Annotated in this window: 17 protein-coding genes and 1 riboswitch; of the genes, 7 read left to right on the plus strand and 10 right to left on the minus strand. The window is 73.0% G+C overall.

The window, feature by feature from the left end; translation table 11 throughout:
• Positions 1 to 81 precede the first annotated feature (81 nt).
• From FGW31_RS08100 to sepH, 3 genes are all read left to right on the plus strand, one after another.
• Positions 82 to 1,320: an MFS transporter gene (locus FGW31_RS08100; protein ID WP_142192691.1), complete on the plus strand. Its 1,239-nt coding sequence runs from the start codon at positions 82 to 84 to the stop codon at positions 1,318 to 1,320.
• Positions 1,280 to 2,599, plus strand: coding sequence for a D-arabinono-1,4-lactone oxidase (locus tag FGW31_RS08105; protein WP_142192692.1), 1,320 nt, complete (start codon positions 1,280 to 1,282; stop codon positions 2,597 to 2,599). The genes FGW31_RS08100 and FGW31_RS08105 overlap by 41 nt, the downstream gene beginning before the upstream one ends.
• Before the next feature lie 403 nt (positions 2,600 to 3,002).
• A complete protein-coding gene (gene sepH, locus FGW31_RS08110; protein ID WP_142192693.1) occupies positions 3,003 to 4,055 on the plus strand; it encodes a septation protein SepH in 1,053 nt (350 codons plus the stop codon).
• A 104-nt stretch (positions 4,056 to 4,159) separates the two neighbouring features.
• Here sepH and FGW31_RS08115 read toward each other — a convergent pair whose 3' ends face one another.
• Positions 4,160 to 5,011, minus strand: a complete 852-nt coding sequence (locus FGW31_RS08115; protein ID WP_142192694.1) for a sulfurtransferase — start codon at positions 5,009 to 5,011, stop codon at positions 4,160 to 4,162.
• Positions 5,012 to 5,217: 206 nt separating this feature from the next.
• Here FGW31_RS08115 and FGW31_RS08120 point away from each other — a divergent pair, with 206 nt between their 5' ends.
• Positions 5,218 to 6,021 carry a VOC family protein gene (locus FGW31_RS08120; protein ID WP_142192695.1) on the plus strand — a complete coding sequence of 268 codons (804 nt, stop codon included), beginning with the start codon at positions 5,218 to 5,220 and terminating at the stop codon, positions 6,019 to 6,021.
• A 112-nt stretch (positions 6,022 to 6,133) separates the two neighbouring features.
• Here the strand turns inward: FGW31_RS08120 and FGW31_RS08125 are convergent, their stop codons facing one another.
• A complete protein-coding gene (locus FGW31_RS08125; protein ID WP_142192696.1) occupies positions 6,134 to 9,553 on the minus strand; it encodes a HelD family protein in 3,420 nt (1,139 codons plus the stop codon).
• 325 nt (positions 9,554 to 9,878) lie between these two features.
• Here FGW31_RS08125 and FGW31_RS08130 point away from each other — a divergent pair, with 325 nt between their 5' ends.
• Both FGW31_RS08130 and FGW31_RS08135 read left to right on the plus strand, forming a co-directional pair.
• Entirely contained in the window at positions 9,879 to 10,892 is a 1,014-nt protein-coding gene (locus FGW31_RS08130) for an EcsC family protein (protein WP_142192697.1), read from the plus strand.
• Between the two features lie 143 nt (positions 10,893 to 11,035).
• Positions 11,036 to 11,911: a PhzF family phenazine biosynthesis protein gene (locus FGW31_RS08135; protein ID WP_142192698.1), complete on the plus strand. Its 876-nt coding sequence runs from the start codon at positions 11,036 to 11,038 to the stop codon at positions 11,909 to 11,911.
• Between the two features lie 10 nt (positions 11,912 to 11,921).
• On the opposite strand, the gene FGW31_RS08140 is transcribed toward FGW31_RS08135, so the two are convergent.
• The 4 genes from FGW31_RS08140 to FGW31_RS08155 all read right to left on the minus strand — a co-directional run bounded on the left by FGW31_RS08140 (position 11,922) and on the right by FGW31_RS08155 (position 17,564).
• Complete coding sequence (locus tag FGW31_RS08140; RefSeq protein WP_142192699.1) at positions 11,922 to 12,572, minus strand: thymidine kinase; 651 nt, start codon at positions 12,570 to 12,572, stop codon at positions 11,922 to 11,924.
• A 79-nt stretch (positions 12,573 to 12,651) separates the two neighbouring features.
• Positions 12,652 to 13,863 carry an alkaline phosphatase family protein gene (locus tag FGW31_RS08145; RefSeq protein WP_142192786.1) on the minus strand — a complete coding sequence of 404 codons (1,212 nt, stop codon included), beginning with the start codon at positions 13,861 to 13,863 and terminating at the stop codon, positions 12,652 to 12,654.
• Positions 13,864 to 13,913: 50 nt separating this feature from the next.
• Entirely contained in the window at positions 13,914 to 14,510 is a 597-nt protein-coding gene (locus tag FGW31_RS08150) for a DUF5998 family protein (RefSeq protein WP_161174614.1), read from the minus strand.
• Positions 14,511 to 14,705: 195 nt separating this feature from the next.
• Positions 14,706 to 17,564: a bifunctional acetate--CoA ligase family protein/GNAT family N-acetyltransferase gene (locus tag FGW31_RS08155; protein ID WP_142192701.1), complete on the minus strand. Its 2,859-nt coding sequence runs from the start codon at positions 17,562 to 17,564 to the stop codon at positions 14,706 to 14,708.
• A 176-nt stretch (positions 17,565 to 17,740) separates the two neighbouring features.
• Here FGW31_RS08155 and FGW31_RS08165 point away from each other — a divergent pair, with 176 nt between their 5' ends.
• Positions 17,741 to 18,022: an HPr family phosphocarrier protein gene (locus FGW31_RS08165; protein ID WP_014675499.1), complete on the plus strand. Its 282-nt coding sequence runs from the start codon at positions 17,741 to 17,743 to the stop codon at positions 18,020 to 18,022.
• Between the two features lie 171 nt (positions 18,023 to 18,193).
• Here the strand turns inward: FGW31_RS08165 and FGW31_RS08170 are convergent, their stop codons facing one another.
• The 4 genes from FGW31_RS08170 to FGW31_RS08185 all read right to left on the minus strand — a co-directional run bounded on the left by FGW31_RS08170 (position 18,194) and on the right by FGW31_RS08185 (position 23,058).
• The gene (locus FGW31_RS08170) at positions 18,194 to 18,889 is read right to left on the minus strand and encodes a GntR family transcriptional regulator (RefSeq protein ID WP_142192702.1); all 696 of its coding nucleotides are present in this window, start codon (positions 18,887 to 18,889) and stop codon (positions 18,194 to 18,196) included.
• A gap of 239 nt (positions 18,890 to 19,128) precedes the next feature.
• Positions 19,129 to 19,902 carry a M23 family metallopeptidase gene (locus FGW31_RS08175; protein WP_142192703.1) on the minus strand — a complete coding sequence of 258 codons (774 nt, stop codon included), beginning with the start codon at positions 19,900 to 19,902 and terminating at the stop codon, positions 19,129 to 19,131.
• Between the two features lie 12 nt (positions 19,903 to 19,914).
• Positions 19,915 to 20,078: riboswitch (cyclic di-AMP (ydaO/yuaA leader) on the minus strand.
• 203 nt (positions 20,079 to 20,281) lie between these two features.
• Complete coding sequence (locus FGW31_RS08180) at positions 20,282 to 21,670, minus strand: M16 family metallopeptidase (protein ID WP_142192704.1); 1,389 nt, start codon at positions 21,668 to 21,670, stop codon at positions 20,282 to 20,284.
• The gene (locus FGW31_RS08185) at positions 21,667 to 23,058 is read right to left on the minus strand and encodes a M16 family metallopeptidase (RefSeq protein ID WP_182675083.1); all 1,392 of its coding nucleotides are present in this window, start codon (positions 23,056 to 23,058) and stop codon (positions 21,667 to 21,669) included. The genes FGW31_RS08180 and FGW31_RS08185 overlap by 4 nt, the downstream gene beginning before the upstream one ends.
• Positions 23,059 to 23,248: the final 190 nt, after the last annotated feature.

The following is a 23,248-nucleotide window of genomic DNA, read 5'->3' on the forward strand; positions in this document are numbered from 1 at the left end:
TAATGGCTGGCGCGGGGCGGTGACCTCGCCGGTAAGCTGTATCGACTGCGGTCGCACCTTACTGAGACCTTCGGAGACCCCGTGCCCAGCCCCTATCGCGCCCTGTTCGCCGCTCCCGGCAGCAGGGCCTTCTCGGCCGCGGGGCTCCTCGGCCGGATGCCGTTGTCCATGATGGGCATCGGCGTGGTGACGATGATCTCCCAGCTCACCGGGCGCTACGGACTGGCCGGCGCCCTGTCCGCCACCATCGCGCTCTCCGCGGCGTTGGCGGGACCGCAGATCTCGCGCCTGGTCGACCAGCACGGGCAGCGGCGGGTGCTGCGCCCGGCGACGCTGCTGTCGCTGGCCGCGGCGGCGCTGCTGCTGCTCGCCGCGCACTACGACTGGCCGGACTGGGTGCTGTTCGTGGCGTGCGTGGGCATCGGCTGCGTGCCGAGCGTCGGGGCGATGGTCCGGGCCCGCTGGGCCGCCCTGTACCGGGGCACGCCGCAGCTGCACACCGCGTACTCCTTCGAGTCCGTGATGGACGAGATCTGCTTCATCTTCGGGCCGATCATCTCCATCGGGCTGTCCACGGCCTGGTTCCCGGAGGCCGGTCCGCTGCTGGCCGCCTGTTTCCTGGCGGTCGGCGTCTTCTGGCTGACCGCCCAGCGCGCCACCGAACCCGTGCCGCATCCGCGGGAGCACAAGGGCGGCGGCTCGGCGCTGCGCTCCGCGGGCCTTCAGGTCCTGGTCGCGACGTTCGTGGCGACGGGTGCGATCTTCGGTGCCGTGGACGTGGTCACGGTGGCGTTCGCCGAGGAGGAGGGGCACAAGGCCGCCGCCAGTGTGGTGCTGGCCGTGTACGCGTTGGGCTCGTGCGTGGCCGGCGTCGTGTTCGGGCTGCTGCACTTCGCGGGAGTGGCGGAACGCCGTTGGCTGCTGGGCGTTTGCGCCATGGCCGTGAGTATGATCCCACTTCTACTGGTCGGGAACCTTCCGTTTCTGGCCGTGGCGCTGTTCGTTGCGGGCCTGTCCATCGCTCCCACGATGATCACGACGATGTCCCTCATCGAAGAGCACGTACCACGCGCGCAGCTCACCGAGGGCATGACCTGGGTGAGCACCGGGCTAGCGGTCGGGGTCGCGGTCGGCTCCTCCGTGGCCGGCTGGGTGATCGACGCGGCCGGGGCGCGCGCCGGGTACGGGGTTCCGGCGGTGTCCGGGGCCGTCGCGGTGGCGGTCGGTTTCCTCGGGTACCGCCGGCTCAAGCGGCCGGCTCCGGGTCGGGGAGGCTCCGTTGGGCAGCACGACGAGCGCGAGGAACGGCACCTGGCGTAACTGGGGAGGCACCGTCTCCGCCCGTCCCGCGCGGGAGGTCGCACCCGCCTCCGTCGAGGAGCTGGCCGACGCCGTACGCCGGGCCGCCGAGGACGGTCTGCCGGTGAAGGCGGCCGGCACCGGGCACTCCTTCACGTCCATAGCGGCCACCGACGGCGTGCTGATCCGGCCTCACCTGTTGACCGGCATCCGCGACATCGACCGTGCGGCCGGCACCGTCACGGTGGAGGCGGGCACTCCGCTCAAGCGGCTCAATGTGGCCCTCGCCCGCGAGGGCCTGTCGCTGACCAACATGGGCGACATCATGGAGCAGACGGTCTCCGGCGCCACCAGCACCGGCACCCACGGCACCGGACGCGACTCCGCCTCCCTCGCCGCGCAGATCCGGGGCCTGGAACTGGTCACCGCCGACGGCGCGGTGCTCACCTGCTCCGAGCAGGAGAACCCGGAGGTCTTCGCCGCCGCCCGCATCGGCCTCGGCGCCCTCGGCATCGTCACCGCGATCACCTTCGCCGTGGAGCCGCTCTTCCTGCTCTCGGCCCGCGAGGAGCCGATGACCTTCGACCGGGTCTGCGCGGACTTCGACCAACTGCACGCCGAGAACGAGCACTTCGAGTTCTACTGGTTCCCGCACACCGGCAACACCAACGTCAAACGCAACAACCGCAGCGCGGGTCCGGAGCGGCCGGTGCCGCGGCTCAAGGGCTGGTTCGAGGACGAGTTCCTCTCCAACGGGGTCTTCCAGGTGGCCAACTGGGTCGGCCGCGCGGTGCCCGCGACCGTCCCGCCCCTCGCGCAGATCTCCAGCAGGGCGCTGTCCGCGCGCTCCTACACCGACATCCCCTACAAGGTCTTCACCTCGCCGCGCCGCGTGCGCTTCGTGGAGATGGAGTACGCCGTACCGCGCGAGGTCCTGGTGGAGACGCTGCGGGAGTTGAAGGCCATGGTCGACCGGTCGCCGCTGCGGGTCAGTTTCCCCGTCGAGGTGCGCACCGCGCCGGCCGACGACATCACGCTGTCCACGGCGTCGGGCCGCGACAGCGCGTACATCGCCGTCCACATGTTCAAAGGCACCCCCTATCAGGGGTACTTCACCGCGGCCGAGCGCATCCTCACCGCGCACGGAGGGCGGCCGCACTGGGGGAAGATCCACACGCGCGACGCCGAGTACCTCTCCCGGGTGTATCCGCGCTTCGCCGAGTTCACGGCCGTGCGGGACCGGCTCGACCCGGAACGCCGGTTCGGCAACGACTACTTGCGCAGGGTTCTGGGAGCGTAGAGGAGTTCGTTCCGTTTCCGGCGGTTGCGTGAAGTACCCCACGTTCAGGACCATGGAACCCGGGTAACGGCGGCCGGGTGCCGCCTCTTGTCGAAAGTCGGGCGGCGCGCCAATCCACGCACGTGGTCCGAATGGAGTACTGTTGCGAGCCCTGGGTCCGGTCTCCCGTCAGGGTGCTCGGGACCTTTGAGGACCGCCGGGAGGGGGCTAGTTGCACAGGGTGACGCAGTTGGTCACTTAGCGTTGCGAATAGGTAACCGTGCCATAACGGCGATCCAGGGCTCGTGCCCGACACGCCGGGCAACTCGGCAAGGTTGTGGCAGGCTGCACCCGGGCAGGCCACACTCGACTAGCGGAAGCAGCGACGCACGTGACGTCGGCAGGCACCACCCGGGAGGTCCCCATGCCCGAACTGCGTGTCGTGGCCGTCTCGAATGACGGCACACGGCTGGTGCTGAAGGCTGCGGACAGCACGGAGTACACGCTTCCGATCGACGAACGGCTCCGCGCCGCCGTGCGCGGCGATCGTCCCCGCCTCGGCCAGATCGAGATCGAGGTGGAGAGCCATCTCCGCCCCCGCGACATCCAGGCGCGTATACGAGCCGGTGCGACCGCGGAAGAGGTCGCCCAGATGGCCGGCATCCCCGTGGACCGCGTCCGCCGCTTCGAGGGCCCCGTCCTCGCCGAGCGTGCCTTCATGGCCGAGCGCGCCCGCAAGACCCCCGTACGCAGGCCCGGTGAGAACTCCGGTCCGCCGCTCGGTGAGGCCGTGCAGGAGCGGCTGCTGCTGCGCGGCGCGGAGAAGGACACCGTCCAGTGGGACTCCTGGCGCCGCGACGACGGCACCTGGGAAGTGATGCTGGTCTACCGGGTGGCGGGCGAACCGCACTCGGCGAGCTGGACGTACGACCCGCCCCGGCGGCTCGTCCAGGCCGTGGACGAGGAGGCGCGCTCGCTGATCGGCGAGTCCGACGACCTCGCCGCGCCCGAGCCCAGCTTCCCGTTCGTGCCGCGCATCGCCCGGCTGCCGCGCGACCGCCCGCTGGACCGCCCCGGCGACCGCGAGCGGCCGAGCCTGCCCGCGCAGGCCACCGAGCCCGCCGAGGAGTCCACCGCGGCCACGGCCTCGGGTGAACGGGACTCGCTGACCAGCCTGTTGGAGGCGGTGCCGAGCTTCCGGGGCGACCTGGTCGTCCCCGAGCGCGCACCCGAGACGTCCGCCGAGGAGCCGGATCCCGAGGAGCCGGAGGCGGAGGAGCCGCCGGCGCCCGCGGCCTCGGCCGGGTCCGCCTACGCGGACGTCCTCATGCCGCGTTCCGTCGGCAGCCACCGGGACCGTCTCATCGGCTCGACGGACCGTCAGGCGGAGGCCGACGGCGTCCGTCCGGGCCGCCGCGCCGCGGTGCCGAGCTGGGACGAGATCGTGTTCGGGACGCGGCGGAAGAAACAGGAGTAAGCCGTTCGAGCGGTCCGCGGACGCCGCCGGTTGACGGTGATCCGACGCGCGAAGGGGGCGCTCGCCACTGGGCGGGCGCCCCCTTCGCGCGTTTCGCTCCCGGCCTACTGCGGGTCCGGCCCCACCGCCACCGGCCGCTCCGGGTCCGACGACCACTCCGACCAGGAACCGACGTACAGCGCCGCCGGGATGCCCGCGACCGCGAGCGCCAGCACCTCGTGCGCCGCGGAGACGCCGGAGCCGCAGTACACGCCGACCGGCGAACCCGGCGAGACGCCCAGCCCCTCGAAGCGGGCGGCGAGTTCCGCGGCGGGCCGGAAACGGCCGTCGGGGCCGACGTTCTCCGTGGTGGGCGCCGAGACCGCGCCCGGGATGTGCCCGCCGACCCGGTCGATCGGCTCCACCTCACCGCGGTACCGCTCCCCCGCGCGCGCGTCCAGCAGCAGCCCCGAACGCGCCAGCGCCGCCGCACCGTCGGCGTCGAGCACCCCGGTCTCCCCCGCCACCGGCACGAAGTCACCCTCGGCCGGCCGCGGCTCCGACGTCTCCAACGGGCCCTCCCAGGACGGCAACCCGCCGTCGAGGACCCGCACGTCCGGGTGACCCGTCCAGCGCAGCAGCCACCACGCGCGGGCGGCCGCCCAGCCCGTGCCACCGTCGTACGTGACCACCGGCGTGCCGGCCGACACGCCGGCCCGCCGCATCGCGGCGCCGAACACCCCCAGGTCCGGCAACGGATGGCGGCCGCGCCCGCCCGGCGCGGAGGCCAACTCCTGGTCCAGGTCGACGTAGACGGCACCGGGGAGGTGGCCGGCCCGGTAGGCGGCCCGTCCGTCGAACGGCGGCTCGCCGGCCGCCGTGGCCGTGCTGAGCTGCCAGCGGACGTCGAGCAGCACCGGCGGGTTCGCCCCCGCCAGCGCGTCGGCGAGTTCGGATGCGGAGATGATGGCGTTCATGGCCACCATCCTCGCGCACCGGGTGGCCGAGTCGGCCGGGTCCGGCTACTCTGCTCGGCCGAGCAGGACCGGTCACGAGGCGTGCGGGATCGGCCACATACTGTGTCGGCGTCGGCGCGGGAACGATACGCCGGGCGACGCGACGCGGCCCCGCAGGGGCGAGGCAGACCACGGCCACCGCACGGGCGGCCGAGAAGAGAGTGACGATGACCGACGCACGGGGGAACGCCCGCCCGAACGGCGAGGCACCCGCTCGGCACACACCCGGCGCACCCTGCCGGGTGAGCCTCATGGTGCACGGACTGGACACGGCACAGGATTTCTACGCGGCGCTGTTCGGCTGGGAGTTCCGGCCCGGGCCCCGGCAGCTCGGCCCGTGCGTGCGCGCCCTGCTCGACGGGCGTGAGGTGGCCGGCATCGGCGTCCTTGCGCCGGACCGTCAACTGCCGCCAGCCTGGACGCCGTCCTTCGCGTCGGACGACGTGGATCTGAGCGCCGAGGCGGTGCGGTCGTGCGGCGGCACGGTCGGCGTGGGCCCGCTGGACGCCGCCGACGCCGGGCGGCTGGCGATGGCCTCGGACCCTTGCGGCGCCGTGTTCGGCATCCGGGACACCGTCGCGCTCCCCCCGACCGCGGTCCCGGGCCGGCCCGGCACCCCGGTCTGGAACGAGCTGACGACCTACGAGGCGGCCGGCGCCGCCAAGTTCTACCAGGCCGTGTTCGGTTACGAGGACGGGCCGTCGGTCGGCACCGGCCCCGACCGGGTGACGCTGTACCTCGACGGCCGTCCCGCGGTCGGCGTCCACGGGGCGGGCAGCGCCCTGCCGCGGGACCGGGGCCCGCACTGGACGACGTACTTCACCGTGGCCGACGTCGACGCCGCGGTGGACCGGGTCCGCCGCCTGGGCGGCCGGATCCTGGAACCGGCCCGCGACGGTGACCGCGGCCGAGTCGCCACGGTGACCGATCCGGAGGGGGCACGGTTCGCACTGGTGCGGGGCGGCCACTGACGCGCGCCGCACCCGGGCCGGTGGGCGCCGGGCACGCGTGAGCGCACCAGCGTGACGGTGTACGGCTTCGCCGGTCAGGGGCGTACGGGCGGGCGGGCCCCGGTGTCGTCCGTCAGCCCGCCCCGAGGGCCGACTCCGCGGCGCGGCCCTCCCAGCCGTCCGCGGTGCGCCACACCACGTCGACGGTGAAGACGTCGCGGACGGCATCGGCGGACCACGGCTCGGCGGGCGGTTCGGACAGGACGAGGAAGCGACGGGCGGCCTTGCTCGACAGGACGTGGTCAACCTCCAGGAGCCGCGCCGCGCCTGCCCGGAGGTCGGCGTGGGACGTCCGGCCCGCACCCAGCACCTCGTAGAGGTTCAGGCCCGTGTCGGTGACGCAACTGACGTCGACGACGGCGGAGTTCTCGGGCTGCCGGTCGGCCCGCAGCAGAGCCGCCATGAGTTCGAACCGCACGGCTTCGTGGGTCTTGCAGGTGCGGTCGGCGGTGACGGCGGCTTCCAGGTGCCGGAGCAGGTCCGCGACGGCATCGGTGGTCTGAGAGGGCGTGGCCATGGTGGCGGACTCCTTCGGCGCGTTCTGCCGGGACGGCTCGTGCGGTGCGCTGGATGCGGGACCGCCGTGGTGGTCGGGTGGCTGCGGGCCGCTCGGCCCGGTGGTGTCGGTGAGCCGCTGCCGCAGGACTTCCCGTGCTGCGGCCAGGGCGTGCGACCAGCCGCTCTGCGTCAGTTCCGAGCGGAACACGTCCGGGGTGAACGTGCCCGACTTCAGGGCGTGGTTGGTGACCACCGTGAGATGCAGCAGCCGGTTCAGGCCCGGCTTGTCCGGGGATCCGAGGACACGCCACACGTCCAGCCAGTCGTGCTGGTCCAGTTTGAGGCAGCGGGTGGCCATGCCCTTGAGTTCCGAGATCCGGGAACGGGCGTCGTCCGGGACGTCCCCGTGCGTCAGTTCCTCCACGACGTCCAGAGCGCCCAGGTAACGCCGCACCATGGTGGCAGAGATGGGCTTGCGGCCGAAGTCGTCCGCCGTGACGAACGTGGCGTTCGGGGAGTGACGCAGCACCCACGTGTCCAACTCGGTTCCCACGGCGGGCGGCACGGCACCGCTCCGCACGGCCACGAAGAGCGGGCGTTCCGTGGTGACGTCGACGGGATCGGCCCTGTACATGCCGCCGCCGACGGACGTCACCCGTACACGCAGGTCGGTTCCGATCCGCGGCGTCCCCTCCCCTTCGGCCTCCGCGCTCCGGTGGGCCCCGGTCTCGGTGGGTCGGCTGTCACCGGCGCCCGTCAGAGCCGGAGGCAGAGGCGCACAGTGCACGACCGTCAGGCTCTGGGTGCTGCGGGTCAGGGCGATGTACAGCAGGCGCAGGCCGACCGGTTCCGGGCCGGCGACGGCGGACGGTTCGACGACGAGGACGTGGTCGAACTCCATGCCCTTGGCCTGCGACGCGGGCAGTACGGAGACGGCCCGGCGTTCCTCGGCGGTGAGGCCGTCGGTCTCGGCCAGCAGGCGGTCGATCTCGGCGGCCCACGCGGAGTCGTCGGGGACGATGACCGCCACGGAGCGCAGGCTGCGGCCGTCGGTGGTACCGATCAGGCCGCGGACGTGGGTCAGCGTCTCGGCGATGAGCGTGTCCGCCTCGGTTCCGACGACGCGGACGGCACCGGTTCCGGCGTCCCGCACGGCCCGGGGACAGGGCAGTTCGGGCGCGATCGCACGAGCGAGCGGGGCGGCGAAGTCCATGATCTCGGCCGGCACCCGGTAGCTCGTGTTCAACTCGGTCAGCGTGCAGTCCCCGTGGTCGGACAGGAGCGTGCCGAGGCGGTCCCAGTCGGCGTAGGTGTGGGGGCCGGTGGCCTGGGCCAGGTCGCCGAGCACGGTCATGGATCCGTTGACCGCCAGGCGGCGGCGCAGCGAACGGGCCTGCATGGGCGTCAGGTCCTGGGCCTCGTCGATGATGATGTGTCCGTAGTGACGCGGGGTCTCGCCGGTGATGAGGTGCCGGAGTTCCTCGAGGCACACCCGGTCGTCCAGCGTCCACGGTTCCTCGTCGGCCCTGGCCGCGCGGGAACGGTGCAGGACGGTCTGCTCGGCCTCGTCGAGGACGCCCTCGGCGCAGGCCCGGAGCAGTGCGGGCGAGTCGTAGAGGGTGCGGAGGGCCTCCGCAGGGCTCGGGGACGGCCAGACCCGCTCGACGAGGCGCTCGACCCGCCGGTTGCGCTCCAGGTCACGGCGGATCGTGCGGTCGCGGCTACGGCGCGGGGCGACGGCGACGAGTTCACGCAGCAGCAGGTCCACGAGCAGGCCGCGGAACCGGTCGCGGCGTTCCCGGTAGGAGCCGCCGCCCCGCTGCACCGTCTCCAGGGCGGTGACGATGTCCGGGCGGGCCACGCGCAGGGTCGTGCCTCCCACGGTCACCACGAAGGCGGGCTCGTCCCCCTCGTAGGAAGGCGCCGTCGTCAGGTCGTCCAGCGCGGCCGGACGGTACTCGCCCTCGACGCGTCGCCGCAGTACGGCGGCCATGCGCTCGTCGGACTTCACCAGTCGGGTACGTGCGCTGTCGGTGCCCCGGATGTCGCCGTCCCACAGGTGCGACAGCTGTACGGCGTTGACGTCGCGGGTGCCGAGCGTGGGCAGGACCTGACCGACGTAGTCGAGGAACCGCTGGTGCGGGCCGATGACCAGGATGTCCCGCGCCTTGAAGTGGTCGTTGTTCACCAGCCACGTCACACGGTGCAGGCCGACCGCGGACTTTCCGGTTCCAGGGCCGCCCTGGACGACCAGGATCTCCGAGGGCGCCCCGGTGACGAGGGCCATCTGGTCGCGCCGGATGGTCTCGACGATGTCCCGCATGCGTCCGCTGCGTGATCGCTGCAGGTCGCGCAGGAGGAAGTCGTCGGGCTGCTGGGGCTTGCGGCGCTGGATGCGAGCGATGTCGCCGGGGGTGAGGACCGGGCGTCCCTGAGTGCCCTGTCCGGCCTGCTCTCCCTGGTCGGCCGGTCGTCGCGTGGCCGCCGGCGCATCGGCCGACTCGGGTGCGGTGCGCGGCCGGGGAACGGCGGTGCCCGGGGCCGGCGGGGCGGAGACGGCCTGCGCGATGTCGTCCGCGTAGTCCTCGACGACCCGCCGGGAGCAGATGAGGCGTCGTCGCAGCACCACCTCCCCCGGCGACTCCGGTGACGCGTCGAACCACTTCCTCGCGCGCTCGTTGGTCCAGTTCATCACCACCTGGTTGTGGTCGTCGTCCCAGACGCCGCGCCGACCGATGTACCAGGTCTCGATCCCCTCGACCGGGTCGTCGGCGTCGACACGGCCGATGACCAAACTCTCGCCGCCCAGGCCTCCGTAGGCCTCGGCCTGTTTCTCGGCCTCGTGCCGGTTGGCGATGCCGTCCTTGCCGGTGGCCGACGCCTCGGCCACGGACTCGCCGCTCATCCGGGCCAGCCGTGCTTCGTAGCAGTCGTAGGCGAAGTCCACCTTCGTCTGCTCGAAGGCGATGACGTCCGCGTGCTCGGGCACGCTCATGGTTCCCCTCCCTCACGGTCCCTGGACCGCGTCGGGCGCAGCGCGCCCGACCCCCTCCACAGGACTATCACGCCGGACCGGGTATCAGCAGGTCAGGCCCGGTTGCCGCGGCTCCCGTGGTATGCGCGTCCGCTCAGCACGCCGGTGCGCGGTGGCGGAGCGGGCGACCACGTCGCCCGGACAGCGCCCACTCGGCACCACCGCTCCGTCTCCGCCCGGCACGTCCCGCCTTTTCCAGAAGGTGTCAATGGACGAAGTACGTCACCTGCATGTCGGCGACAGGGCATTGTGAACCCAGCGATCACAGTCGAAACGGAGAACTCCCATGAGCGCTTGCGCCGTCCCACTCGTCGACGGGCCCGTCCCGATGAGCGCGTACGAGAAACAGGTGTGGGACACGCTCAACGAGCACTGGCGGCGCCGCAACGACCGCCGTGGACTGCCCAACTGGGCGAGCACCGCGCTCGGTCGCACCGGTGAGGTCGCGGGAAACGCGGCGAGACGGGTCAGGGACGCCGTGCCGGAGGCGGTCGCGGAACCGATCCGTCGCGCGGGCGACGCGGTCACCGACACGGCGATGCGCCCGGCGCTCGCCGGCGCGGCGGCCCTGCTCGAACTGGTCAACGACTGGGCCATGGACCTCAACGACCCGAAGAACGTGGAGGAGCTCGCCCGCAGGCGAGGCTTCGACATCGACTGTTTCACCGAACTGCGGCAGCAGGACCTCCAGGTCTGCGACCGGCTGCTGACCCGCAACACCCTCAAGTGGCGGACCACCGGAGCGGTCGAGGGCGGCGCCATGGGCCTGCTGGCCATGGTCCCCGTCGCCGGTACCCTCACCGCGATGACGGCGGACATCCTGGTCGTCCAGGTCCTGAGCACGTCGATAGCGGCGCGCATCGCGTACTCCTACGGCTACGACGCCAAGGATCCCGAGGAGCAGGACTTCATCCAACGCCTGGTGCAGCAGTCGTTCGTGGCGCAGGCGGCCAAGGCCAAGCCGTTGCGTGACGTCGCGCGGACGGCGGACGCGGTCAAGGGACGCGTGAACTGGTCGCAGAAGCTCCGCAACGACCACCGTCTCCTGGCGGCGCTCGAGAAGTTGATGCAGCAGCTGGGCCCGGCCGGCTCCAGGGTGCCCGTCAAGAACGTCGCGAAGGTCGTGCCGGTCGTGGGTGTCCTCATCGGTGCCGGCATGAATGCCGCGGTCCTCGGCAGGGTGGCCGCCGAGGCCCAGCGGTACTGCCAGACCCGCTTCCTGTGCGAGAAGTACGGGCTGCCGCTGCCGGCCGCACTGGCGACCGGCCGGGACGACGACGCTCGGACCGACGCCCCATAGGTGACAGCCGCCGGATCCACGATGCGGCCTCTGCGGGTTCTGCACACTGACGAGCACTCGTGCCCCGTCGGAGCGTTCCGCAGCGGCTGCTTGCTTGTCCGCGGCGCCGGAATACCCCTGACCGCCCCCGTGTTGGCGGGGGCATGACGACGAATGCCCCGCGGCCCGAGGTGCTGCGCTACACCGCCTTCTCCAGCGACCCCGCCGGTGGAAACCTCGCCGGTGTCGTGCTGGACGCCGCCGATCTGGACGACAGCGAGATGCTGGCCATCGCCGCCGACCTCGGATACTCGGAGTCCGCGTTCCTGACCGCGCCTCCGGAGGGCCTCGGCGGCCAGGAGGGGCGGGCGTACCGCATCCGCTTCTTCAGTCCCAAGGCGGAGGTGCCGTTCTGCGGACACGCCACGGTCGCGACCGCCGTGGCGCTCGCCGAGCGGATCGGCCCCGGGGAGCTGGTGTTCGCGACGCCCGCCGGCACCGTGCCGGTGGAGGTGTCGGAGGAGGGCGGCAGGTTCAGGGCCACGCTCACCAGCGTCGAGCCGCACCTCGAGGAGATCACCGACGACGACCTGGCGGAGGCGCTCGCCGCGCTCGGCTGGCCGGCCGCCGACCTCGATCCGGCCTTCCCGCCCCGGATCGCCTTCGCCGGAGCCCGCCATCTGGTGCTCGCGGCCGCGACCCGCGCTCGCCTCGCGGACCTCGCGTACGACTTCGCGCGTCTCGAAGCGCTGATGCACCGCCTGGACCTGACGACGGTCCAGTTGGTGTGGCGGGAGTCGGCCACCGTCTTCCACGCCCGTGATCCGTTCCCCGTCGGCGGTGTCGTCGAGGACCCGGCGACCGGCGCCGCGGCCGCCGCGTTCGGCGCCTACGCCCGTGAGCTCGGCCTGGTCCCCGAGGACGCCGTGCTCACCCTGCACCAGGGCGAGGACCTGGGCCGCCCCGGCGAGCTCACGGTGACGCTGCGCGCGGGTGACCGGCGCGTCCGGGTCAGCGGGGCGGCAGCCCGCATCGGCTGACCGCTGCCGGTCAGCCGGCCGACACCGGGAGGACGTCCGGGGACAGTGCCGCCGCACGCGCCGTCGCGGCCGTCATGCGGCGCCGGTGGTGGCGGCGGCACAGGACCTCGTAGCCGACCTCGTCCGCGGAGCCGGTGACGTCGCCGACGACGACCTGTGCGCCCTCCACGACCATGACCCCGCCGACCGTGCGGGCGTTGTGCGTGGCCCGGGCCCCGCACCAGCACAGGGCCTCGACCTGGAGGACCTCGACCCGGTCGGCCAGTTCCACCAGGCGCTGCGAGCCGGGGAACAGCTTGGAGCGGAAGTCGGTGGTGATGCCGAAGGCGTACACGTCGAGTTCCAGGTCGTCCACCACGCGTGCGAGCTGGTCGATCTGTTCCGGCGCGAGGAACTGGGCCTCGTCGGCGATCACGTAGTCCGCGCGCCGGCCCTTGGAGAGGTGGTCCACGAGGTGCGCGTACAGGTCGGCGCCGTCGCCGACCTCCACCGCGTCGGTGACCAGGCCGAGGCGGGAGGACAGCTTGCCCTCGCCGGCCCGGTCGTTACGGGTGAAGATCATGCCGACCAGGCCGCGTGCCGAACGGTTGTGCTCGATCTGAAGCGCCAGCGTCGACTTCCCGCAGTCCATCGTTCCGGAGAAGAAGACCAGCTCGGGCATGGGGGGTCGGGCACCTTTCGGCAGGGAGTGCGGAGGGCGGGCTCGTCGGAACGGGCCTCAGGAGCGTACTTCGAGCGCCTCAGGAGCGTACTTCGAGCAGGGGGACGAGTTGCTCGGCAGGGGTCATCGAACCGTGGTTGCCGACCATCGCCGACTCCCTCGGCTCCCGCTCGGAGGCGATCAGCAGGACGTCGTCCCGCGCGGCCGCGACCACGTCGCCGATCCGCGGGTACACGCGCTCGTCGACCACCGGCCCGAACCAGCCGGCCTCGATCGCCTCGTCGCGCGAGGCCACCCAGAACTGCTCGCCGAGCACCTCGCGCCAGCAGGTCAGCACGTCGTTCGCGGCGCCGGGCACGGCGTACACGTGCCGGGCGCGGCCCTCGCCGCCCAGCAGGGCGACACCGGCGCTCAGCTCCCAGTCCTCGTCGAAGTCGATGCGGTGCTGCTCGTCGAAGGGGATGTCGACCATGCCGTGGTCGGCCGTGACGTACAGGGCGCTGCGCGCGGGCAGTTGCTCCGCCAGGCGCTGCACCAGGCGGTCGACGTACATGAGCTGCCCGCGCCAGGTGTCGGAGTCGACACCGAAGCGGTGGCCGGCGCCGTCGACCTCGGCGTAGTACGTGTAGACCAGGGACCGGTCGGCGGCGGCCAGTTGCTCGGCCGCGAGGTCCATGCGTTCCTCGCCGGACAGCCGGCCGTGGAAGACGCCACCGCTCAACGCGACCTTGGTCAACGGGGTGTTGGCGAAGGTCGGGGAGGACACCTGTGCGGCGTGCACCCCGGCGCGGTGCGCCAGTTCGAAGACGGTGGGGTAGGGCTGCCAGTCACCGGGCGGGGTCCAGGGCTGCCAGCGCAGCTGGTTCATCAGCTCGCCGGTGTCGGGGTTGCGCACGGTGTAGCCGGGCAGGCCGTGCACGCCCGGCGGCAGGCCGGTGCCCACGGAGGCCAGGGAGGTGGCGGTCGTCGCCGGGTAGCCGGTGGTGATCGGACGTCCGGTGCCGCCGCGCGAGGCGGCCAGCAGGGACGTCATGAAGGGTGCTTCCTCCGGGTGCGCCTTCAGCTGCTCCCAGCCCAGCCCGTCGATCAGGAACACGCAGTTCCGGTCGGCGGGGGTCAGCTCGGGGATCGCGGCGGACGTACCGGGGACGCCCAGGCCCGCGGCGAGGGTGGGCAGCAGGTCGGCGAGCGACCCGGTGCCGTATTCGGGCAGGGGCGCGGAGGCCAACGGGAGCGGCTGGGGGTCCCAGCCGTCGGTGTGGGCGGGCACCGCGTGCTGCGTGGTGGCCATGGGGCGCGCGGGGCCGGTGGGTGACTGCGCGGAGTGTGCGGGCTGCGCCATCAGCGCGTCGGGTCCGCGGTCGCCTCGGAGAGCGCCTGGGCGAAGTCGAGCGCCTGGCGCACCGTCTCCGGCCCGTCACCGGCCTCGCTGACGCGCAGGCTCAGGTCGTCGGCCGTCGAGTTGCCGGTGTAGCCGTGGTCGGCCTCGCAGTTCGGGTCGCCGCAGGCGGCCGGTTCGAGGTCGATGCGGGAGACGGCGCCCCAGCCGATGGTGAGGACGATCTCGCGCGGCAGCGTGCCCGGCGTGTACGACTCCGGGTTGGCGACCACGCGGCTGACCACGATCGACGAGATGCGGCTGAGCTTGACCGACTCCGTGGACGTGGTGGCGTACGGGGTCGGGGAGGTGTTGTCCGCGGCCTGCTCGTCGGTGTGGCTGACGATGAAGCGGTTGCCGGTGAGGACCAGCACGGTCACGTGCCGGCGCACCTCGTTCTGGTCGAACGTCGTCTCCTGATGGACCAGGTACGACCGCACGGGCTCGGCGCCCACGGCGGCCTCCACCGCCTCGGCCACGAGGGCCGGGTAGTAGCCGCTGCGCTCGATCGCCGCCCGCAGCCCCTGGGTCGTCGTACTGGTCTTGGCCATGACGCCCATCCTACGGGGGACCGCTGACTGCGAGGCACCGCTCATCTCACTCCGCGAGCGGGACGCTGCGCTCCGCATGTCCCTGCAGTACGCCCGGGAGGGTCCGCCGGGGTCCGTCGTTCGGATCGGCCCGGCTGTGAGGTGCGGTGCCTCTCGACCGCCCCGAGCGGACCCCGCGACCCCGGGACGATCCGAACGGCAGGCCTAGTACGCCGGGAGGGTCCGCGGGCCGAGGTCGTCGCGGGCGGGCGGCGGGGCCAGGCGGACGGAGGCGCCCAGGACACTCACGCCGTGCGGGGCGACGACGACCGGTTCCAGGGTGACGGCGACGACCTCGGGGTGGTCGTCGACCAGCCGCGACACCCTCAGCAGCAGCTCTTCCAGGGCGGGGGTGTCGACGGGTGCCGAGCCGCGCCAGCCGAACAGGAGCGGAGCGGTCCGGATCGATCGCACCAGCGAGGTGGCGTCCCGGTCGGTCACCGGGATCAGCCGGTGCGCCATGTCTCCGAGGAGCTGCGAGGCGGCCCCGGCGAGACCGAAGGACAGCACGGCCCCGGCCGCCGGATCGATCACCGCGCGGACGACGGTGTCGACGCCGCGCGGCGCCATGCGCTGCACCACGGGGCGCAGCTCCTGCGGCGCGCCGAACAGCTCGGTCAGTTCGGTGTAGGCGCGGCGCAGTTGTTCCTCGTCCGCGATGTCCAGGCGTACGCCGCCGAGGTCCGCGCGGTGCCTGAGGTGCGGTGCGGTCGCCTTGAGCGCGACCGGGTAGCCGAGGGTGCGGGCGGCCTCGGCCGCGGCGTCGGGGTCGGGGGCGGGCAGGGCCCGGTGCACGGGGATGCCGTACGTGCCGAGCAGGTCGCAGGTCTCCTCGCCGCCGAGGGTGAGGCCCAGGCCGCGGGAGAGCAGCCCGTCGATGAGGGTGGCGGCGGCGCGCACGTCGATGTCGTCGTACTCGGGCACCTTGCCGGGGTCGGCGGCGTCCCGCCGCCACTGCGCGTAGGCGACGGCCTGCGCGAGGGCGCGGACGGCGCGCTCGGCGGCGGGATAGGCGGGGATGAGGTGGGCGCCCTCGGGGGGTGCGGCGGGGGCGGACGGGCCGCCGTCGGGGGCGGGGGTGACCGGCGCGGGAGCCGGCGAGCCGCTGTCGGCGGACGGTGCGGGTTCGACAGCGCCTGCGGCCGGCGGCTGCGGTGCCGTGCTCGCGGCCGCGGACAGCGCCGCCGCGAGGCCGCCGAGTTCCACGTGGACCACGAGGACCGGCTTGGACGGGGTCGCGGCGGCGGCCGAGCGCAGCGCACGGGCCAGGGCCGCGTCGCCGACCGACGCCTCGCCCACCGCCGGGATCGCGGTCACCACCACCGCGTCGCACGTGTCGTCGGCCAGGGCGCGGGAGAGCGCGGCGTGGAAGTCGGCCGCCGACGCCGCGGTGGTGAGGTCCAGCGGGGGATGCGGGCGCAGGCCCTCGGCGAGGCAGGCGTCGTAGGTGAGCAGGCCCAGGGACTCGGAGTTGCCGAGGATCGCGACCCGGGGCCCGGCCGGCAGGGGCTGGCGGGCGAGCAGCAGTCCCGCGTCGACCAGGTCGGTGATGGTGTCCACGCGGATCACGCCGGCCTGCCGCAGCAGCGCGGACACCGTCGCGTGCGGCAGCCGCGTCGCCCGTACGGCGTGGCCGCGCGGTCCCGCTCCGTGGCGTGCGCCCTGGACCACGACCAGCGGCTTCACCGCGGCGGTGCGGCGGGCGAGGCGGGTGAACTTGCGGGGGTTGCCGATGGATTCCAGGTACATCAGGGCGACGTCGGTGCCCGGGTCCTCGTACCAGTACTGCAGGACGTCGTTGCCGGAGACGTCGGCGCGGTTGCCGGAGGAGACGAAGGTGGACACGCCCGTGACGCCGGTCACGCCGCCGCCGCGACGGTGCAGGCGTGACAGCAGGGCGACGCCGATGGCGCCGGACTGGGCGAACAGCCCGATGCGGCCCGGGCGGGGCATCTCGGGCGCGAGCGAGGCGTTGAGCCGGACGTCCGGGGACGTGTTGATGACGCCGAAGGCGTTCGGGCCGATGATCCGCATGCCGTACGCGCGGGCGTGCCGTACGAGGGCGCGCTGGCGTTCGCGGCCGTCGGGGCCGGACTCGGCGTAGCCGGCGGAGACGACGACGAGGCCCTGCACGCCGTGCTCGCCGCACTCGGTGACGACGTCGGGGACGTGCTCGGCGGGCACCGCGACGACCGCGAGGTCCACGGGCCCGTCGACGGCACGGACGGAGCGGAACGCGGGCACCCCGTCGAGGTCGGTGCCGTCCTGCCCGAACGCCTTGTTCACGGCGTAGAGCCGCCCGGTGAAGCCGGCGTTGCGGAGGTTGTCGAGGATGCTGCGGCCCACCCCGCCGGGGCTGCGTCCGACGCCGACGACGGCGACCGAGCCGGGGGCGAGCAGCCGGTGCACCGAGCGTGCCTCGGCGCGCTGCTCGCGCGCGTGCTGCACGGCCATGGAGCGGTCGGTGGGTTCGAGGTCGAACTCCAGGCGGACGACGCCGTCCTCGAAGCTGCGCTTCTGGGTGTAGCCGGCGTCCGTGAACACCTTGATCATCTTGGTGTTGGCGGGCAGCACCTCGGCGGCGAACCGGCGGATGCCGCGCTCCCGCGCGACGGCGCCGATGTGTTCCAGCAGGGCGGAGGCGACGCCCCGGCCCTGGTGGGCGTCCTGCACGAGGAAGGCGACCTCGGCCTCGTCGGCGGGTGCCGGGGCGGGCGTCCCGTGGGCGCCGATCCGGTCGTAGCGTACGGTGGCGATGAACTCGCCGCCGACGGTGGCCGCGAGTCCCACCCGGTCCACGAAGTCGTGGTGCGTGAAGCGGTGGACGTCCTTGGCGGACAGGCGAGGGTAGGGCGCGAAGAAGCGGTAGTACTTCGACTCGTCCGACACCTGCTCGTAGAAGCTGACCAGGCGCTCGGCGTCATCAACGGTGATGGGGCGGATGCGTGCGGTGCCGCCGTCGCGCAGCACCACGTCGGCCTCCCAGTGGGCGGGATACTCGTGCCGGTCCGGCGAGGTCTGCATGGGCCCCAGCGTACGGCTCGCGTACGACAACGGCGCGAGGCAGTCTGTGGGGGACGTGTGCCGGGCCGAGGCCGCGGTCCGGCCGGTCTCCCGGGTGCGGCGGATGCCGCTCCGGGCAGGCTTCACGATGTGGGAAACTGGTCTAGACAACCCTGAACAGCGAAGGGCAGCAACACATGGCTGAGCGCCGCGTCAACGTCGGCTGGGCCGAGGGTCTCCACGCCCGCCCCGCCTCCATCTTCGTCCGAGCCGCCACGGCCGCAGGCGTCCCGGTGACGATCGCCAAGGCCGGGGGCAACCCCGTCAACGCGGCCTCCATGCTGGCCGTCCTGGGCCTGGGCGCCCAGGGCGGCGAGGAGATCGTCCTCGCCTCCGACGCGGAGGGCGCGGACGCCGCTCTCGACCGTCTGGCGAAGCTGGTCTCCGAGGGCCTCGAGGAACTTCCCGAGACCGTCTGATCCGCACGCTTTCCGTCTCGTGACGGTCGCGGCGTCCATCGCATCGCCGATGTCCGCCGCAGAGCAGTGAAAGGCCCGCCCGGACCATCGGGCGGGCCTTTCTTTTTGCTTTTACGGGCAGCAGGAAATAGCGCCCGACAATTGCGCTCGCTTTTGTATACGGCACCCGTGTTAATGGCGCAGGCTCGGAATGTTTACGGGATGTTGCGGATTCCTCACACGGTCCGCGCGGGCGGCGCCGGTGGCGGAGCGCGGGCGGTGCGCGGCGCTCGCACGCTCGGTGTGCTGTGCCGTGACGGCACGGGCGCGGTCGGCGTCGCCGCGCGCCACGGCGTCCACGATGGCGCCGTGCTCCGCCCAGTACTCGACCGGGTCGGCCGGTCCCTCGACGACGAACATCCAGGCGATCTTGTGCCGCAGCTGGGTCAGCGTCGCCGTCAGCGCCGGGCTGCCGCAGGCCTGGGCGAGCGTCTCGTGGAACCAGCCGCCCAGGGAGCGCAGGTCGTCGCTGTTGCCCTGCCGGGCGCGTTCCTGGCCCAGCCGGACCAGACCGCGCAGCACCTTCAGATGGGCCTCCGTGCGGCGCTGCGCCGCACGGGAGGCGCCGAGCGGCTCGAGGAGCAGCCGCATCTCCAGCAGATCGGCCGCCTCCTGCTCGGTGGGCTCCGCGACGCACGCGCCCGCGTGCCGCCGGGTCACCACGAAGCCCTCGGCCTCCAGGGTGCGCAGCGCCTCGCGGACGGGGACGCGGGAGACGCCGTAACGGCGGGCGAGGAGTTCCTCGGTGAGCCGGCTGCCGCGTTCGTGGACGCCCGCGACGATGTCGTCCCGGATCGCCGTGCACACCGAGTGCGCGGGAATACGCATGACCGACCTCCGGCTTTCATCCCCGTGAAACGTCGAAGATCGACGTGTGTTCCGTGACTCTATTGCAATCGGCGTCGTTTTCCGACGGCGGCCGAGAATTCATGCCTGTTTTTTGGACATCGGTGTGCCGGTGAACGCCGAATGCCCCGGCTCGGGTGAGCCGGGGCATCCCGGGAGGTGCGGGCGGCCGCTTTCTGCGGCCGGGGTGCGCGCGGTCCGCCGTGGCGGCCGGCGGGCGGTCAGATGCTGACGCCGTGCGCGCGCAGGTAGGCGACGGGGTCCATGTCGGAGCCGTACTCGGCGGTCGTACGGGCCTCGAAGTGCAGGTGGGCGCCGGTGACGTTGCCGGTCGCGCCGGACAGGCCGATCTGGTGGCCCGCGGTGACCTGCTGCCCGACCGAGACGGCGATGGACGACAGGTGGCCGTACTGGGTGTACGTGCCGTCGTTCATCCTGATGACGACCTGGTTGCCGTACGCGCCGCCCCAGCCGGCCTCGACCACGGTGCCGACGCCGACGGACCGGACGGGGGTGCCGGCGGCGGCGTGGAAGTCGACACCGGTGTGGCTGCCGGAGGACCAGACGGCGCCGCCGCTCATGTAGCCGGTCGACACATAGGAGCCGGCGATCGGCGAGACGAAGGTGTTGAGGCGCTTGCGCTCGGCCTCGCGCGCGGCGCGTTCCTTCTCCGCGCGGGCCTCGGCGGCCTCCTCGGCGGCCTTCTTGCGCGCGGCCTCCTCGGCCGCCTTCCGCGCGGCGGCCTCGGCGGCCTGCCGGGCGGCCTCGTGCTGGGCGGCGGCCTGGGCGTCGATCCGGTCGGCGACCGTGTCGCCCAGGGAGACGACGGGGGTGAGGCCGGTCTGCGCGGCGGCCGGCTGGGCGGCGAGCGCGGGGGCCGCGAGGGAGCCGACGACGCCGGTGCCGGCGAGGGCCGCGACGCCCGCCGCGCGGGCGGTGCCGCGCTGCGTGCGGCTGGGGCGGCGGTGCTTCCCGGTGGCGCGGGTGAACGCCATGAACAGGCTTGTCCTTTCCTTCCCTCTCGCCTACCGGGTTAGCTGACGGGTTCGGAGCAGGAAGGTCTCCTACGGACCCCCTCGCGACACGCGCGGGCGTCCGATTCACCCCAGGGACTGCGTGGGTCCCCGGCTCCCCTGGCTCGCGCCGTACGGGGACTCGGCGATGGCTGTCCGGTGCCGCGGGTGCGGCGCACTGCCCGACGAACAGCCCGGAAGACGCTAAGCGGGCGGTCCTCCAATCCCCAAACGCATCGGGGTTTTTGTAGCGCATGCCACAGGGCAGACGGGCAGCCTCCGCCTCAATCCGGGCATAAGCGGGCCCTGGTGACGTACGTGCCACCAGGGCCTGTCGCCCGGCTGTGCCGGCGGCGGTCCGCTACTCGGCCGGCACGACGGTGACGGCGCCGATTCCGAGGGCCTCCACGGGCGCCTTGATCTGCGCGGCGTCCCCGACGAGGACGGTCACCAGCCGGTCCACCGGGAAGGCGTTGACGACGGCCGCGGTGGCCTCCACGGTGCCCGTCGCGGCCAACTGCCGGTACAGGTCGGCCTGGTAGTGGTCGGGCAGGTGCTGCTCGACCTGGTCGGCCAAGGTGCTCGCGACGGCCGCGGCGGTCTCGTACTTGAGCGGCGCCACGCCCACGAGGTTCTGCACGGCGACGTCGCGTTCGGCGTCGGTGAGTCCCTCCTCGGCGAGCGTGCGCAGCACCGTCCACAGGTCCTCCAGGGCGGGACCGGTGTTGGGGGTGTCGACGGAGCCGCTGATGGCGAGCATCGCCGCGCCGGTGCCGTCCGGGGCCGACCTGAGGACCTGTCCGAACGACCGTACGCCGTAGGTGTAGCCCTTCTCCTCGCGCAGGACGCGGTCCAGGCGGGAGGTGAGGGTGCCGCCGAGGCAGTACGTGCCGAGGACCTGCGCGGGCCACACGCGGTCGTGCCGGTCGGGACCGATGCGGCCGATGAGCAGCTGCGTCTGGACGGCGCCGGGACGGTCCACGATCACGACCCGGCCGGTGTCGTCGGCGACCACGGGCGGAACGGGCCGCGGCCGGCCGGCCGAACCGGTCCAGGCGCCCAGGGTGTCGCCGAGCAGCGCGTCCAGGTCGACGCCGGTGAGGTCGCCGACGACCACGACGGTCGCCGTGGCGGGGCGCACGTGCTTCTCGTAGAAGGCGCGTACGGCGGCGGAGTCGATGCCCTCGACCGTCTCCTCGGTGCCCTGGCGCGGCCGCGACATGCGCGAGCTCGCCGGGAACAGCTCCTTGGAGAGTTCCTTCGCGGCCCGGCGGGAGGGGTTGGCCAGCTCGTGCGGGATCTCGTCGAGGCGGTTGCGGACCAGCCGTTCGACCTCGCTGTCGGCGAACGCCGGTGCCCTGAGGGCGTCGGCGACCAGCCCGAGTCCCTTGGCGAGCCGGGAGGCCGGGACCTCCAGGCTGAGGCGGACGCCGGGGTGGTCGGCGTGCGCGTCCAGGGTGGCGCCGCAGCGCTCCAGTTCGGCGGCGAACTCCTCGGCGGAGTGCTTGTCGGTGCCCTCGGAGAAGGCCCGCGCCATGATCGTGGCCACGCCGTCGAGCCCGGCCGGCTCGGCCTCCAGCGGCGCGTCGAGGAGCACCTCGACGGCGACGACCTGCTGGCCGGGGCGGTGGCAGCGCAGCACGGTCAGGCCGTTGTCCAGCGTGCCGCGCTCGGGGGCCGGGAAGGCCCAGGGCCTTGCCTCGCCCGCCTGGGGCTGCGGGTGGAAGTCCATCGTGGCGAGCTCGGTCACTTCGCCGTCTCCTCGTTCTCGTCGGTGCCGGCGACTGCGGCGGCTGCTTCGGTGTCCTCGGCTTCCCCGGTGTCGTCGGCCTCGGGGGCGACGGGCTCGTAGACGAGCACCGCGCGGTTGTCGGGGCGCAGACGGGACTTGGCGACCGCCTGGACCTCCTCCGCCGTCACGTCGAGGACACGCTGTACGGCGGTCAGGGCGAGCTGCGGGTCGCCGAACAGCACGGCGTACCGGCAGAGTTCGTCGGCGCGGCCGGCGACCGTGCCGAGCCGGTCCAGCCACTCGCGCTCCAGCTGGGCCTGGGCGCGCTCCATCTCCTCGGCCGTGGGGCCCTCCTCGGCGAACCGGGCGAGCTCCTCGTCGATGGCGGCCTCGATGACCGGCACCTCCACGTCGCCGGACGTCTTGACGTCCAGCCAGCCCAGGGAGGGCGCCCCGGCCAGCCGCAGCAGGCCGAATCCGGCGGCGACGGCCGTGCGGTCGCGCCGTACCAGCCGGTTGTAGAGCCGGGAGGACTCGCCGCCGCCGAGGACGGTGAGCGCCAGGTCCACCGCGTCGCACTCGCGGGTGCCGTCCTGCGGGAGCCGGTAGGCGGCCATCAGTGCCCGCGCGGGCACCTCCTCCTCCACGACCTCGCGCAGCTGCTCGCCGATGATGTCGGGCAGCGAGCCGTCGCGCGGTGCGGGCTTGCCGTCGTGGGACGGGATGGAGCCGAAGTACTTCTCGATCCAGGCGAGCGTCTGCTCCGGGTCGATGTCGCCGACGACGGAGAGCACGGCGTTGTTCGGCGCGTAGTAGGTGCGGAAGAACTGGCGCGCGTCCTCCAGGGTGGCCGCGTCCAGGTCCGCCATCGAGCCGATGGGCGTGTGGTGGTACGGGTGGCCCTCCGGGTAGGCGAGCGCGGTCAGCTTCTCGAAGGCCGTGCCGTAGGGGACGTTGTCGTAGCGCTGGCGGCGCTCGTTCTTGACGACGTCGCGCTGGTTCTCCATGGACTCCTCGTCCAGGGCGGTCAGCAGGGATCCCATGCGGTCGGCCTCCAGCCAGAGGGCGAGCTCCAGCTGGTGGGCGGGCATGGTCTCGAAGTAGTTGGTGCGCTCGAAGCTGGTGGTGCCGTTGAGGGAGCCGCCGGCGCCCTGGACCAGCTCGAAGTGGCCGTTGCCCTTCACCTGGGCGGACCCCTGGAACATCAGGTGCTCGAAAAGGTGAGCCAGGCCGGTACGTCCCTTGACTTCGTGACGCGAGCCCACGTCGTACCAGAGGCACACCGCGGCGACCGGGGTCAGGTGGTCCTCGGAGAGCACCACGCGCAGGCCGTTGGCCAGGCGGTGCTCGGTCGCTGTCAGGCCGCCGGAGCCTGCCTGGGCTGTGGCCGTGTGACCCATGGGCATGTACGTCCCTTCGATCGCGGAGGCGGTCGTCAAGACCGCCGTTTCTGCCGGTCCTGCCACTGTATGCAAGCGTGCGGACGGCCGGTGAAGTTCCCGGCCCGGGGTGGCTACGCCGAGAGCGAGAACCCGGTGGGGCCAGAGGTGCCGGTGTGCGCGGTGGTGCGCGGGAGCGGAGCGGGGGCGTGTGTGC

The organism is Streptomyces calvus (assembly GCF_006782915.1).
In the GTDB taxonomy this organism is placed as follows: domain Bacteria; phylum Actinomycetota; class Actinomycetes; order Streptomycetales; family Streptomycetaceae; genus Streptomyces; species Streptomyces calvus.